9 protein-coding genes, 1 tRNA gene and 1 rRNA gene are annotated in these 14286 nt (G+C 54.0%); 4 read left to right on the plus strand and 7 right to left on the minus strand.

What is annotated here, in order from left to right; translation table 11 throughout:
* Window positions 1-21: 21 nt before the first annotated feature.
* The 6 genes from AC2Q8J_RS05885 to ilvY form a co-directional block, all read right to left on the minus strand.
* Window positions 22-98: transfer RNA gene (locus AC2Q8J_RS05885), tRNA-Ile, on the minus strand.
* 160 nt (window positions 99-258) lie between these two features.
* Window positions 259-1792: ribosomal RNA gene (locus AC2Q8J_RS05890) — 16S ribosomal RNA — on the minus strand.
* A 670-nt stretch (window positions 1793-2462) separates the two neighbouring features.
* On the minus strand, window positions 2463-3074 hold the full coding sequence (locus AC2Q8J_RS05895) for a protein-methionine-sulfoxide reductase heme-binding subunit MsrQ (protein ID WP_486452376.1): 612 nt from the start codon (window positions 3072-3074) through the stop codon (window positions 2463-2465).
* An 11-nt stretch (window positions 3075-3085) separates the two neighbouring features.
* Window positions 3086-4051 (minus strand): protein-methionine-sulfoxide reductase catalytic subunit MsrP, encoded by a 966-nt coding sequence (gene msrP, locus AC2Q8J_RS05900; RefSeq protein WP_486452377.1) that lies wholly within the window; start codon window positions 4049-4051, stop codon window positions 3086-3088.
* A gap of 52 nt (window positions 4052-4103) precedes the next feature.
* Entirely contained in the window at window positions 4104-4931 is an 828-nt protein-coding gene (gene pssA, locus AC2Q8J_RS05905; RefSeq protein ID WP_204995347.1) for a CDP-diacylglycerol--serine O-phosphatidyltransferase, read from the minus strand.
* A gap of 44 nt (window positions 4932-4975) precedes the next feature.
* Window positions 4976-5887, minus strand: a complete 912-nt coding sequence (gene ilvY, locus AC2Q8J_RS05910; protein WP_486452378.1) for an HTH-type transcriptional activator IlvY — start codon at window positions 5885-5887, stop codon at window positions 4976-4978.
* A 128-nt stretch (window positions 5888-6015) separates the two neighbouring features.
* Between ilvY and ilvC the strand changes: the two genes are divergently transcribed.
* Window positions 6016-7491, plus strand: coding sequence for a ketol-acid reductoisomerase (ilvC, locus tag AC2Q8J_RS05915; protein WP_204995345.1), 1476 nt, complete (start codon window positions 6016-6018; stop codon window positions 7489-7491).
* A gap of 75 nt (window positions 7492-7566) precedes the next feature.
* Here the strand turns inward: ilvC and AC2Q8J_RS05920 are convergent, their stop codons facing one another.
* Window positions 7567-10131 carry a methyl-accepting chemotaxis protein gene (locus AC2Q8J_RS05920; RefSeq protein ID WP_486452379.1) on the minus strand — a complete coding sequence of 855 codons (2565 nt, stop codon included), beginning with the start codon at window positions 10129-10131 and terminating at the stop codon, window positions 7567-7569.
* Between the two features lie 198 nt (window positions 10132-10329).
* Here AC2Q8J_RS05920 and AC2Q8J_RS05925 point away from each other — a divergent pair, with 198 nt between their 5' ends.
* The 3 genes from AC2Q8J_RS05925 (at window position 10330) to recQ (ending at window position 14262) form a co-directional block, all read left to right on the plus strand.
* Window positions 10330-11544 carry a BaiN/RdsA family NAD(P)/FAD-dependent oxidoreductase gene (locus AC2Q8J_RS05925; protein ID WP_424144239.1) on the plus strand — a complete coding sequence of 405 codons (1215 nt, stop codon included), beginning with the start codon at window positions 10330-10332 and terminating at the stop codon, window positions 11542-11544.
* A gap of 67 nt (window positions 11545-11611) precedes the next feature.
* Entirely contained in the window at window positions 11612-12145 is a 534-nt protein-coding gene (locus AC2Q8J_RS05930) for a DUF2058 domain-containing protein (RefSeq protein WP_486452380.1), read from the plus strand.
* Window positions 12145-14262: a DNA helicase RecQ gene (gene recQ, locus AC2Q8J_RS05935; protein WP_486452381.1), complete on the plus strand. Its 2118-nt coding sequence runs from the start codon at window positions 12145-12147 to the stop codon at window positions 14260-14262. The genes AC2Q8J_RS05930 and recQ overlap by 1 nt, the downstream gene beginning before the upstream one ends.
* Window positions 14263-14286 lie beyond the last annotated feature (24 nt).

Consider the following 14286-nt stretch of genomic DNA (forward strand, 5'->3'; position numbering starts at 1 on the left):
TCAGTAACTGCCGCGAGATAGTGGTGGGTCTGGGAGGACTTGAACCTCCGACCTCACCCTTATCAGGGGTGCGCTCTAACCACCTGAGCTACAGACCCAATCTTGCATATCCAGCCAACCAACAGCTGAATCAAGCAATTCTGCATTCTCATGCAGAGGGCTTTATCACGTAACCCAGTGGCCCGTGAAATTATCGCTTTCAATCAATTGAGATCTAAGTAATTCGTGTGAGCACTTGCCAACTTCTTGCGCTCAAGTTAAGGAGGTGATCCAGCCCCAGGTTCCCCTAGGGCTACCTTGTTACGACTTCACCCCAGTCATGAACCACACCGTGGTGAACGTCCTCCCGAAGGTTAGACTATCCACTTCTGGTGCAATCCACTCCCATGGTGTGACGGGCGGTGTGTACAAGGCCCGGGAACGTATTCACCGCGACATTCTGATTCGCGATTACTAGCGATTCCGACTTCATGGAGTCGAGTTGCAGACTCCAATCCGGACTACGAACGGTTTTAAGGGATTGGCTTGCTCTCGCGAGTTTGCAGCCCTCTGTACCGCCCATTGTAGCACGTGTGTAGCCCAGGTCGTAAGGGCCATGATGACTTGACGTCGTCCCCACCTTCCTCCGGTTTGTCACCGGCAGTCTCCTTAGAGTTCCCAGCATTACCTGATGGCAACTAAGGACAAGGGTTGCGCTCGTTACGGGACTTAACCCAACATCTCACGACACGAGCTGACGACAGCCATGCAGCACCTGTCACTGCGTTCCCGAAGGCACTAATCTATCTCTAGAAAATTCGCAGGATGTCAAGACCTGGTAAGGTTCTTCGCGTTGCATCGAATTAAACCACATGCTCCACCGCTTGTGCGGGCCCCCGTCAATTCATTTGAGTTTTAACCTTGCGGCCGTACTCCCCAGGCGGTCTACTTAGTGCGTTAGCTGCGCCACTAAAGAATCAAGTTCCCCAACGGCTAGTAGACATCGTTTACGGCGTGGACTACCAGGGTATCTAATCCTGTTTGCTCCCCACGCTTTCGCACCTCAGCGTCAGTATTGGTCCAGACAGTCGCCTTCGCCACTGATGTTCCTCCAGATATCTACGCATTTCACCGCTACACCTGGAATTCCACTATCCTCTACCATACTCTAGCTCCGCAGTATCAAATGCAGTTCCCAGGTTGAGCCCGGGGCTTTCACATCTGACTGACGAAGCCGCCTACGCGCGCTTTACGCCCAGTAATTCCGATTAACGCTCGCACCCTCCGTATTACCGCGGCTGCTGGCACGGAGTTAGCCGGTGCTTCTTCTATAGGTAACGTCACAGTTGCAACGTATTAAGCTACAACCTTTCCTCCCTATTGAAAGTGCTTTACAACCCGAAGGCCTTCTTCACACACGCGGCATGGCTGCGTCAGGCTTTCGCCCATTGCGCAATATTCCCCACTGCTGCCTCCCGTAGGAGTTTGGGCCGTGTCTCAGTCCCAATGTGGCTGATCATCCTCTCAGACCAGCTATAGATCGTCGCCTTGGTGAGCCATTACCTCACCAACAAGCTAATCTAACGCGGGCTCATCCAATAGCGCGAGGTCCGAAGATCCCCCGCTTTCCCCCGTAGGGCGTATGCAGTATTAGCTCGAGTTTCCCCGAGTTATCCTCCACTACTAGGTAGATTCCCACGCGTTACTCACCCGTCCGCCACTCTACTCACACCGAAGTGCTTTCGCGTTCGACTTGCATGTGTTAGGCCTGCCGCCAGCGTTCAATCTGAGCCATGATCAAACTCTTCAGTTCAATCTTTTACATCAGCCAAAGGCATGATGAGATGGTTACGCAAAACCTGCTTTACCATCTAAAATCTCGGCTCAGAGACGTGTTAATCGATTCTTCAAAATTTGAATTGTCGAGTTACTTATCTCTGAATATTTAATGTCGCAATATCCATCAACAAGTACCCACACGAATTACTTGATCTCATCTTTTTAAATAACTCAAAACCGCCAGGGCTTTGATATTCGCTTCAAGTTATCCCCGAAGCGAGGACGCGTATTATAAATACTTCGTCCTGTTTGGCAAGCGTTTTTTGAAAAGTTTTTAAAGCGTTTTCAAAAGCCGTTTTGCCGTTTCGCTTACCTCTTCAACCAGCACTTCCAACCTCAGCTGAAAGCCCGTCTCCGTAAGCGAGGGAGCGCATTATAGAGCCGCCCCTGGTAGAGTCAACCGCTTTTTGAAAAAGTTTTTAAACCGCCTCAAAAGCACCTTGAAACCACCCTCGCAAACCTCAGCAACACCACCTTCCAAACTTCCCGAAAGGCCCGTCTCCGTAAGCGAGGTGGCGCATTATAGAGACCCAAACCCCAGAGTCAACACACCGCAACAAACTAATTACAAAAAAATGACAATCGATCAAAACAACAGCAATTAACGGTCAAAACAGCAGCAGGTTGATCAGCTCTTGAGCAGATTAGCGCGCGAGCTGGAAGCGCCGTAGACGCGGCAGGGCCAATACTACGATAAGCAGGCCATAAATCAGGGCCTCTAGATAGCTAGAGCGAACCTGCCAAACAACATGCAGCCACGCCAAGCCCATTACCGGATACATAAGCTGGTGAAGTTGACGCCAACGGCGCCCAAAGCGACGAACCGAATAGTTGTTAGAGGTGACTACCATTGGCAGCATTAGTAGCCAAGCTGCGAAGCCGGCGATGATGTAGGGGCGTTCGCTAAGCTCTTCCAAAACAATGGTCCAGTCCCATGCGAACAGGTAGGTGGCAACAACCAGTATGTGAAGACTGGCATAGAAGCCGGCAAATAAGCCTAACATACGTCGAAACCGGAGCAACCGCGACCACCCCAACCAACTGCGTAGCGCGGAAACTGAAAAAACCACCAGCAGGGCACGGATCGCCCAGTCACCGGTCATCACTATTAACGCTTTAACCGGATCGGGCCCCAAGTCACCAAGGACGGCACCATAAACCACCGCAGCGAGCGGCAGCAGGCATAGCACGAACACCAGGGGCTTACCCCACCCCATCCCAAACGGTTGCCGGGCCTTTTCTGTCACATCAGCCATCAAGCCAACCTTCAGTAGTAGCGCCGCAGGTTCATACCTTTGTACAAACTGGCGACCTGCTCTTCGTAGCCATTGAACATTTGCGTGCGAATGCGGTTGGGAGACAACAAGCTGCTGGGCAGGCGTCGCTCATAGCGCTGACTCCAGCGCGGATGATCCACCTTGGGGTTCACATTGGCGTAGAAGCCGTACTCGCGCGGCGCAATACCCTGCCAGCTGGTTTTGGGCTGACGCTCGGTAAAACGAATTTTTACGATCGACTTAATACTCTTAAACCCGTACTTCCACGGCACCACCAAGCGAATTGGCGCGCCATTTTGATTTGGCAACTCTCTGCCATACATTCCCACACTCATTAATGTGAGGGGGTGCATGGCCTCATCCATCCGCAAGCCCTCAATATACGGCCAATCGATGGTTGAGAACGCAGAGCGCTGTCCGCGCATTTCAGAGGGGCGATACAGGGTTTCAAACTGGATATATTTGGCTTTACTTGTTGGCTGCCACTGTTTGATTAAGTCACTGAGGGGAAAACCAAGCCAGGGAATGACCATTGACCATGCTTCTACACAGCGCAAGCGGTATACCCGCTCCTCTATGTCGACACTCTTTAAAATGTCTTCCAGTGCATACTTGCCCGGTTTATCAACCTCGCCCTCAACGTCGATTGACCACGGGTCGACTGTCAGTGCGCTGGCGTATTTAGCAGGGTCAGATTTATCGGTGCCGAACTCGTAGAAATTGTTGTACCGGCTGGCATCTGAGAACGGCGTCTGCGCCTCGCCTGTATAGAAAGGATTGTCCGCCCGCGCGTCCACCGGCGTGTGCGGCAGCGGCGAAGGCGCAGAAAACGTCACCGGCGCCACGGCCATTGCCGCAATGGCTGCAGCCCCCTGCATAAACTCTCTGCGGCGGAGGTAGACCGCCTCCGGGGTAATTTCGCTGCTTGCAATATCATCCGGCTTTTTTATCAGCATCGTCGCACTCCTCAACCATAACTAGTGATACGACGCAGCCACAGCGCCAGCGTTACACTTTTGGCGCTTTTACTCGTCGATAAATCGCTTGTACGGGACCGGACAAGGCATAGAGCAAGACAATCCCCAGAAGTATCCGCGCGGGGTCGACCGAAACCAGGCCGAAGGCCAGCACAACCAATATCATCACTACAAAGGGAACGCGTCCGCGGAAATCGATGCCTTTGAAGCTGTTATAGCGGACGTTCATAATCATCAACATACCAACGACGGCCATTAACACACCGACAACCGCCGCTAACTCAATGGGCAGCGCCGCGCCGATCCAGCCCTCCTCGGCAGAAACCCAGACCACCCCCGCCATAACGGCCGCTGCAGCCGGACTTGCCAGGCCAGTGAAGTAGTTTTTGTCGGCGGTATCAATTTGGGTATTAAAACGCGCTAGCCGCAGCGCCGCACAAGATACATAGACGAAGGCGACTGCCCAGCCGAACTTGCCGAGTTCCGATACGCCCCAGCTAAAAACAACCAGCGCCGGGGCAACACCGAAAGACACCATATCGGCAAGGCTGTCGTATTCCGCGCCAAACTTGCTCTGCGCATTCATCAAGCGCGCCACCCGACCGTCGAGGCCATCGAAAACCATGGCCACGAATATTGCCATCGCAGCCGCTTCAAAGCGGCCATTCATTGCCGAAACAATGGCGAAGAACCCCGAAAACAGCGCCGCGGTTGTAAACAAATTCGGCAGCAAATAAATGCCACGCTTACGCACCGTTTTGCCGTCGACGGAGACTTCCTCTTCATGGTCGTCAATCAGCAGTAGCGCCTCTTTATCAAAGGCCGGCATCGACTTCTTTCCGGTTTGTTCGTCAGCCATAGTGTCCTTATCCGTTCAAACAGCAATTAAGCGTGCATGATAAATTAAATAGTGCTGCGGTACGATGACTGCGCACAGTCCCAAAATGCTTTTACCAGCGGGTCGGCCAGACGCTGTTGCCGCACCACCACGCCGATGTCCATACTCGGCAGCTCAGGCAATATTGTCACCACGCGCACCTTGTCGCGCAAAAAGGACGTATCGAGCACCAAGTCGGGCACGACACCAATTCCCAAACCCAAGCCCACCGCACTGACAATCGCCTCGTGACCACTCACTTGCGCGTAGACATTCGGCCGCAGGCGCTGGCGGCGAAACCACTGCTCGATCAGGCTTCGTGCGACGCCCCGCTCAGGAAGAATAAAAGGTAGTGTATTGAGCAGGGACGCGCTGAACTCCCCACCGTGGCCAGCAATTTGCTCACTGAGGGCGCAGGGAATATTCGGCACCAGCAACTGCAGTGAAGACCGGCTCAGCGGTAAGTAGTCGAGCCGACTAGGTAATTGCGGCGGGCGAACAGTAATTCCGAGGTCTTCGCCGCCATCAGCGATCCGGTCAACGGCATCAGCTTGATCGCCGGTATGCAGTTTGAGGTCAATGCCGGGGTAGCGCTGACGAAACGTCTCCAAAATCGTACTGAGCACGCTGTAGGCCGCGGTCACCGAACAGAACAGACTGACCTCCCCCTGCAGAGATTCTCCTTGTTGCCGCAGACGCTGAGAAAGCGAGCGCCAACTCAACACTGCCTGCTCAGCGTAGCGCAAGAACTCTCTGCCGGCCGGTGTTAATCTGACACTGCGCCGATCCCGCTCAAACAAAACCACGCCGGCTTCGTCCTCCAAGCGCTGTATCGCCCGGCTGACGGCTGAAACGCTGAGATGCATTGCCTCACTCGTTTTGCCAAAGTGCAGCGACTGGCTCAGGTGAATATAGATCTCCAGCTCTTTGGTTTTCACGGCGGCTTTAGTCTCGAAAAATGCAACACAGTTTCCACTATATATCAATTTACGCAACAATAAAGACTTGCTAGAGTGCCTCCCACTAAAACCCCTTTACTACACGAGCACATATCAGGAGCCTCACCATGGGTCAGAACTACTTCAACAGCTTGCCGTTGCGCCTGCAGCTCGAAGAGCTGGGTAAATGCCGTTTTATGGATCGCAGCGAGTTTGCAGATGGCTGCAACTACCTGAAAGGTAAGAAAATCGTGATTGTTGGCTGCGGCGCCCAGGGCTTGAACCAGGGTCTGAACCTGCGCGACTCTGGCCTCGACGTATCCTATGCCCTGCGCGCAAGCGCGATCGAGGAAAAACGCCAAAGCTGGAAAAATGCAACCGAGAACGGTTTTACCGTCGGCACTTACGAAGAGTTGATCCCCACCGCTGACGTGGTGATGAACCTGACCCCAGATAAGCAGCACACCCCTGTGGTCAACGCGGTAATGCCGCTGATGAAAGAAGGCGCTTGCCTCGACTACGCGCACGGCTTCAACCTCGTTGAAGAAGGTATGCAGATCCGCAAAGACATCACCGTTGTTATGTGCTGCCCGAAATGCCCAGGCACCGAGGTTCGCGAAGAGTACAAGCGCGGCTTTGGTGTACCGACGCTCATCGCTGTTCACCGCGAAAACGACCCCAAAGGCGAAGGCATGGCCATTGCCAAAGCGCTGGCATCCGGTACTGGCGGCGACCGCGCTGGCGTATTGGAGTCCTCGCCAATTGCCGAAGTTAAGTCTGACCTGATGGGCGAGCAAACCATCTTGTGCGGCATGCTGCAAACCGGCGCGATCCTGTGCTTCGACAAAATGGTTGCAGAAGGCATTGAGCCCGGCTACGCCTCAAAGCTGATTCAGTACGGCTGGGAAACCGTTACCGAAGGCCTGAAACACGGCGGCATCACCAATATGATGGATCGCCTCAGCAACCCCGCCAAAATCAAAGCGTTCGATTTGGCCGATGAGCTGAAAGACATCATGCGTCCGCTGTACGAGAAGCACCAAGACGACATCATCAGCGGTCACTTCTCGAAAACCATGATGGAAGACTGGGCTAACGACGACAAAAACCTGCTGAACTGGCGCGCCGCTACCGCTGAAACCGCGTTTGAAAAGACGCCCTCTGGCGATATGGAAATCAGTGAGCAAGAGTTCTACGACAACGGCATTCTGCTTGTGGCAATGGTTAAAGCCGGTGTTGAGCTAGCCTTCGAGTGCATGGTTGCCGCTGGCATGAAGCCCGAGTCAGCCTACTACGAGTCGCTGCATGAAACGCCGCTGATCGCTAACACTATCGCGCGTCGCAAACTGTATGAGATGAACGTGGTTATTTCTGATACCGCAGAATACGGCTGCTACCTGTTCGACCACGCTTGCCGCCCATTGCTGCAAGACTTTATGAGCAAGGTCTCTACCGATGTTATCGGCAAAGGCCTTAACGTCAAAGACGGCGGTGTTGATAACGCTGAGCTGATCGCGGTTAACGCAGAAATTCGCAACCACCCTGTTGAGGTCGTTGGTCAGAAATTGCGTAGCTACATGACGGCGATGAAGAAAATTGTCTAAACACTTTTAAGGCTTAGACAAAAGGGCGCCTACAGGCGCCCTTTTTTGTTGCATGCTTTGGTAATCGCGTTGATGTCAGCGCGGCGTATTCATCGCCGCTCTCTGATCGCTGGTGCCAACCGCGCTCCCCAAATCGAAATCGCCAACCATGTTATTGAGCTCTTCCGCTTGAGCAGCCAACTCCTCGGCAGCACTGGAAGATTCCTCAGAGTCCGCAGCGGCTGATTGCACAACCTTATCCATTGCCGCCATTGCCTTGGTGATTTCATCAATGCCCTTCGCCTGAATCTCACTGGAGCTGAATATTTCATTCACCAGCTCGGTCACCTGCCCAATGGCCGAAATAATGTCTGAAAAACCGCTATTGACCTCACTCGACAGCGCGCCGCCGTCCTCCGCAGATTCGGCGCTTTGCGCAATCAATGACTGCGTTTTATCTGCAGCGGTCTTCGCGCGAAGCGCCAGGTTCCTCACTTCTTCCGCAACCACTGCAAAACTGCGGCCTGCCTCTCCCGCCCGAGCAGCTTCAACCGCCGCATTTAGAGCCAGCAAGTTGGTTTGGAAAGCAATCTCGTTGATATCGCTGATAATGTCCTGGGTATCTTGCGTCGCACTTTTAATTCGCGTCATCGCCGCCAGCATCTTCTCCATCGTCTCGCTGCCTCGCTCAGCAAGCCCCTGGGTCTGCGCCGCCCGGTCTTTGGCCAATCGCGTGCTATCCACATTCTTGCGCGTTTCCTCACTGAGGCTCTCTAAGGAGCGCCCGGTTTCCTCAAGGGAGGCCGCCTGCTGCGACGCGCCAATGGCCACCGAGTGACTACTCGATGCAATCAATCCTGCGGCAGACGACACCTGTTCCGACGCCACCGATACGTGGCTGAGCGAGCTTCGCAGCTGGGAAACCGCCGAATTCACGTAGCCCTTCAGTTCACCAAAGCGCCCCTTAAAGTCGCTCTTCACCCTGCGCGTAAGCTGGTTGCTCGCCACGGCTTGCATCACGTCTGCCACCTCATTGATCGGCAGCGTTATGGCATCGAGCATAAAGTTAATACTCGACAACAACTCTAAGCTATCACCCTGGAAGCCATCTAAGGTCGCTCGGTCATCAAGATAACCTTGACGGGCGGCGTCGATCAGTCGCGCAACCTCTGACATTGCCTGTTTGCGCTCGGTGATATCCGTCGCATATTTCACAACCTTGAAAACGCGCCCCCGCAGGTCTTTTATCGGCGTATAAGACGCTTGTATCCATATCTCACGGCCGCCCTTCGCCAAGCGCTTGAATTCACCAACGCGGGCTTGACCCTGCGCCAGAGAACGCCAGAACTGCGCGTAATCTGCCGATTTGGCGTACTCGCCATCAACAAAAAGCCGATGATGCCGGCCTTTTATTTCCTCCAGCGAATACCCCATCGCCTGAAGAAAATTGTCATTTGCCGACAAGATCGTGCCATCGACTTCAAATTCGATAACTGCCTGACTCGCAGAAATACCCTCGATTTGCCCCTGATAATCGGCATTCACCCGCTTTTGTTGAGTGATGTCACTGGCATATTTCACTATTTTGAATACCTTGCCATCGACATCGCGAATCGGTGTATAGGACGCCTGAATCCAAACATCGTCACCGCGTTTATTGAGCCTGCAAAACTCGCCAAGTTTCGCCTGCCCCTCAGCCAAGTCGAGCCAGAATTGCCGGTACTCCTGACCGGCTCGGAAAGCCGGGTCAACAAATATGCCGTGGTGCTTGCCAACCACCTCGTCAAGGCGATAGCCCATCACCGAAAGAAAGTTGTCATTGGCATCAATTATCGTTCCGTCGACATCAAAATGGATAACTGCCTGCACTGAGTTAATTGCATCGATCTGACCTTTAAAATCGGCATGCAGCATTTTTTGCTCAGTGATATCAGTGGCGTATTTCACCACCTTCACCACATCACCTTGAACATCTCTGATTGGCGTATAGGAGGCTTGAATCCACACGACTCGGCCACCCTTGGCAATGCGTCGATATTCACCTACCTGCGCCTCACCGCGAGCCAAGGACTGCCAAAACAGTGCATAGTCGCCAGAATTCCGCGTTTCAGGCGAAACGAACAGCGAGTGATGCTGGCCTTGTATCTCGTCAAGCTGGTAGCCCATCGTTTGCAGAAATAAAGGGTTGGCATCAAGGATAGTGCCACTGGGGTCAAACTGAATGACTGCCTGGCTGGCATTGATCGCCGTAATCTGCCCCAAATAGTCGAGGTCGAGCGCCTTCTGCCGGGTAATATCGCTCGCGACTTTAATAATGCGCGTAACGTGCCCCTCGTCATCAAGAACCGGGTTATACGAGGCCTGAATCCAGAATACTGAACCATGCTTGTCGTAGCGGCAAAACTCCCCGCTCTGCGACTGGCCGCCGCGAAGTGACTGCCAGAATGCACGGTATTCCTGCGAGGCAGCATAGTCGGCGCTGACAAATACCCGATGGTGCGAGCCCTTCAGCTCGTCGCTACTGTAACCGGATACGTCTAAGAAATTCTGATTGGCTCTTAGAATATTGCCGTCGGGGTCAAACTCTATGACGGCCTGAGACTCTTCTATCGCCGCAAGGGTCTGCAGCAACTGATCTCTGCTGGGTGCTGAGGGGGCCATGACAATGCGTCCTGATTATTTATATTGGTGTTTCAGGGAAAGCAGTAGCAATACTTTCTTGACGAGTGTGGTTAAAAATCAAGCGACTGACTATACGTAAAGTCCGCGCGCAAGCCGCCAGCGGATAATTCGAAAATGGCCCCCAATCATCGCCGATATCTGCGATAATTCAGCGTTTTCAACGGCCTCTCAGCAATTATGCAAAACGCGCAAAATTACGATGTTATCGTCCTTGGCGGTGGCGCCTCGGGCCTGCTTTGCGCTTTCACAGCCGCCCAGCGCGGACGCCGTGTATTGGTGCTTGAACGCGCAAACAAGGTCGGCAAAAAAATCCTAATGTCCGGCGGCGGCCGCTGCAATTTCACCAATTACTTCGTCGATGCAAACAACTTCATTTCAGAGAATCGGCACTTCTGTAAGTCGGCCCTAAAACGCTACGGCGCCTGGGACTTTATCGGCATGGTCGAGCGTTATGGCATCGCCTATGAGGAGCGCAAACACAGCCAGCTTTTTTGCCTGAACTCTGCCAAAGATATCCTGAACATGCTTCTTGAGGAATGTTCGCAAGCGGGTGTTGAGATTCGCTGCAAGATCGAGCTGGAGGGCGTTCAAGCGCTAGAGGCGCGCGCGGGCTACCAATTGCACATCCGCAAGGATACCAGCGCTCTTTCTCTGCACTGCCAGTCACTTGTTGTGGCAACGGGCGGGCTTTCCATACCCACCCTGGGTGGCAGTGGCGTCGGTTATCAACTCGCCGAGCAATTTGGCCTTGGCGTGACGCCGCGCAGAGCGGGCCTGGTGCCCTTTATGTTTAGCGACCAGAGCAAAGCGCTGTGCGAACGCTTGGCAGGCCTGGCTGTTGATGTCTCAGCAACGTGTAATGACCAGACCTTTCGCGAAAATTTGCTTTTCACTCACCGCGGCCTAAGCGGACCGGTGATGCTACAAATCTCCAACTATTGGCACCCCGGTGACGCCCTTCACATCGACCTGCTGCCGGATATCAACGCCGAGCAATGGCTCATTGAGGCGAAGTCACAGCAGCCTAAATCGCTATTGCGCAGTGTCCTGGGGCAACGCTTGGCGAAAGGCTTGGTGCAGGAATGCCAGACCCTTTGGTGGCCAGAGCACGCCGATACCCCTATGGCTGGGCTCAGTGAGAAATTGCTACGCCGCATCGCCGCACAGCTGAATAACTGGGTCGTCAAACCCTCGGCAACCGAGGGCTACCGGACAGCAGAAGTCACCCTGGGTGGCGTGGATACCGATGGCATCAGTTCCAAAACCATGGAGGCGACGTCACAGCCTGGGTTGTACTTTGTCGGCGAAGTTCTCGATGTCACCGGCTGGCTGGGTGGTTTTAACTTTCAATGGGCCTGGTCTTCGGGTTACGTCGCAGGATTACACGTATAGGGTGTTCGAAGCACGGCGCAATACAGGATAGAATATCGCCCTCTTTACCCAACGCTTGAGGCCCAGCATGGCATCGCTGCAAGAACAGCTACTTAAGGCAGGCATCGCCGACGAAAAGAAAGCCAAAAAAATTAAGCAGGAGCAGCGCAAGGCCAAAAAAGCCAACAAGGGTAAGCCTCAGGTCGATGAGGGCAAGCTCGCCGCGCAACGTGCACTGGCAGAAAAGGCCGAGCGCGACCGCGAGATAAATCGCCAGCGCCAAGCCGAAGTGGAGAAAAAGGCTATTTATGCGCAGATTTTGCAGTTAGTCGACATCAATAAGATCGATCGCAAACAGGGTGATATCGCCTTCCAATTTACCGATGGTAAGAAGATCAAGCGCATTTACGTCACCAATGCTCTACAGGAGCAACTGGTAAAAGGCCTGCTTGCCATCGTCAAAGTCCGAGACAGCTTTGAGCTCGTGCCTGCCGTCATCGCTGATAAAATCAAACAACGCGATGCCAGCGTGATCGTTCTGCACAATGACAAACCTGCGGACCAGCCCGAGGAAGACGATCCCTACGCCGATTACCAAATCCCTGACGACCTGATGTGGTAATGACAGACACCACCCTAAGCACTCAGGACAATGCTCGACAGGTATTGCAATCGGTATTCGGTTATTCGGACTTTCGCAACCACCAAGCAGAGATTGTTGAGCAACTGATCGACGGCGGTGATGCGCTGGTGTTAATGCCCACAGGCGGCGGTAAGTCACTGTGCTTTCAAATCCCGGCATTGATCCGCAACGGCACGGCTATCGTGATCTCGCCATTAATTGCGCTGATGCAGGACCAAGTTGATGCCCTGCAGCAAAATGGCATTCGCGCGGCCTGCCTGAACTCTGCACTAGACGGTATGGCCGTACGCGAAGTCGAGCAGCAGTTAACACGCGGCGAGCTCGACCTACTTTACATCGCCCCAGAGCGGTTGATGATGCCGCGAATGCAGCGTTTGCTTTCGCAAGTGCATATCGCCTTATTCGCCATCGATGAAGCACACTGTGTATCCCAATGGGGGCACGACTTCCGCCCCGAGTACATCCAGCTTTCAATCCTTCATCAGCATTTCCCCGACGTGCCGCACATCGCCTTAACTGCAACGGCCGACGAGCGCACCCAACAGGAAATTATTCAGCGTCTCGGCTTAGAGCAGGCACGCGTCTTCAACAACGGTTTTGACCGCCCGAATATCCGCTACCGCATCGCTGAAAATAATGGCAATGCCCGCGAACAATTGCTGCGCTTTATACGCAATGAACACGACGGCGAGGCCGGCATTGTCTACTGCTTATCACGCAAACGTGTCGACGACACCGCAAAGTGGCTCAGCGAGAAGGGGCTTAGGGCGCTGCCCTATCATGCGGGTCTCTCCAACGAGACTCGCCAACAAAACCAAAGCCGATTTTTACGCGAAGACGGCATAATTATCGTGGCCACCATTGCGTTTGGCATGGGTATCGACAAGCCCGACGTGAGGTTTGTTGCCCACCTTAACCTGCCAAAAAGCATCGAGGCCTATTACCAGGAAACCGGCCGCGCCGGGCGCGATGGCTTACCCTCTGACGCCTGGATGCTCTACGGCCTGCAGGATGTCATCACGCTGCGTCAAATGCAGGAAAGCTCCGACGCCGATGACAGCTACAAACGCATAGAGCGACACAAATTAGATGCCATGCTTGGGCTTTGCGAACAGGAAAGCTGTCGGCGGCAGGCCCTGCTGCACTATTTTGGCGACAGGCTGGACAAGCCCTGCGGCAATTGCGACAACTGCCTATCGCCACCGGAAACATGGGATGCCACCGTCGCTGCGCAGAAGGCACTATCTTGCGCCTACCGAACCGGCCAGCGCTTTGGTGTCAATTATCTGGTAGACGTTTTGCAAGGTAAGGCCAATAGCCGCATTCAGCAATTCGGGCACGACAAACTCACGGTTTTCGGTATTGGCAAGGAACTGAATACTAGCCAATGGCGGGGCCTGTTTCGCCAGCTTATCGCCAGGCGCCTGCTGAGCGTAGACCTGGATGGCCATGGCAGCGTGCAGCTCAGCCAAAGTGCCAGACCGATTCTGCGCGGCGAGCAAACCTTAACCTTGCGCAAGTTGGCGAAGGTGAGCGCCGGTAAAACACGCTCCAGCAACTTCGCCAATACCGCCCACAGTCAACTGTGGGAGGCTCTGCGCGCTCACCGCAAACAACTGGCCGACGAGCAGGGCGTTCCCGCCTATGTAATCTTTCACGATGCGACACTGGCTGAAATGGCGGAGAGGCAGCCGCAAAACCGCGAGCAACTCGCACTTATCTCCGGGATTGGCGAGCGCAAGCTCGACGCCTACGGAGACAGTTTTCTCGAGGTTATTCACGAGAATATTGGCAGCCAACCTCAATCCGGTGACAGCAATGCAGAGACTGTGCTGCTGCTCTGTCAGGGTATGACCCCGCTGGAAATTGCCCACCGCAGAGAGCTTACCGTCGCGACCGTATACCGCCACCTGGCAAAGGCGATCCGCGAGGGCGAATTGGAGCTCGCTGACGTGGTCGCCCTCGACGAGGCCGAGCTGCAGGAAATTCGCTTTGCCTTCGAACACAGCGAAGACAAGCGCCTTAAGCCGATCTACGAGGCTCTTGGCGGCGAATACGACTACGGTATATTGGAGTGTGTACGCGCCGCCAGTTAAGCCAACTGCCAACAAGATCCAGCA

The organism is Spongiibacter sp. C9W (genome assembly GCF_057370015.1).

Coding starts and splice junctions, on each gene's coding strand:
- AC2Q8J_RS05920 (WP_486452379.1), bottom strand. CDS start 10,131: ATGGCCCCCTCAGCACCCAGCAGAGATCAGTTGCTGCAGACCCTTGCG.
- msrP (WP_486452377.1), bottom strand. CDS start 4,051: ATGCTGATAAAAAAGCCGGATGATATTGCAAGCAGCGAAATTACCCCG.
- pssA (WP_204995347.1), bottom strand. CDS start 4,931: ATGGCTGACGAACAAACCGGAAAGAAGTCGATGCCGGCCTTTGATAAA.
- ilvC (WP_204995345.1), top strand. CDS start 6,016: ATGGGTCAGAACTACTTCAACAGCTTGCCGTTGCGCCTGCAGCTCGAA.
- AC2Q8J_RS05895 (WP_486452376.1), bottom strand. CDS start 3,074: ATGGCTGATGTGACAGAAAAGGCCCGGCAACCGTTTGGGATGGGGTGG.
- AC2Q8J_RS05930 (WP_486452380.1), top strand. CDS start 11,612: ATGGCATCGCTGCAAGAACAGCTACTTAAGGCAGGCATCGCCGACGAA.
- AC2Q8J_RS05925 (WP_424144239.1), top strand. CDS start 10,330: ATGCAAAACGCGCAAAATTACGATGTTATCGTCCTTGGCGGTGGCGCC.
- recQ (WP_486452381.1), top strand. CDS start 12,145: ATGACAGACACCACCCTAAGCACTCAGGACAATGCTCGACAGGTATTG.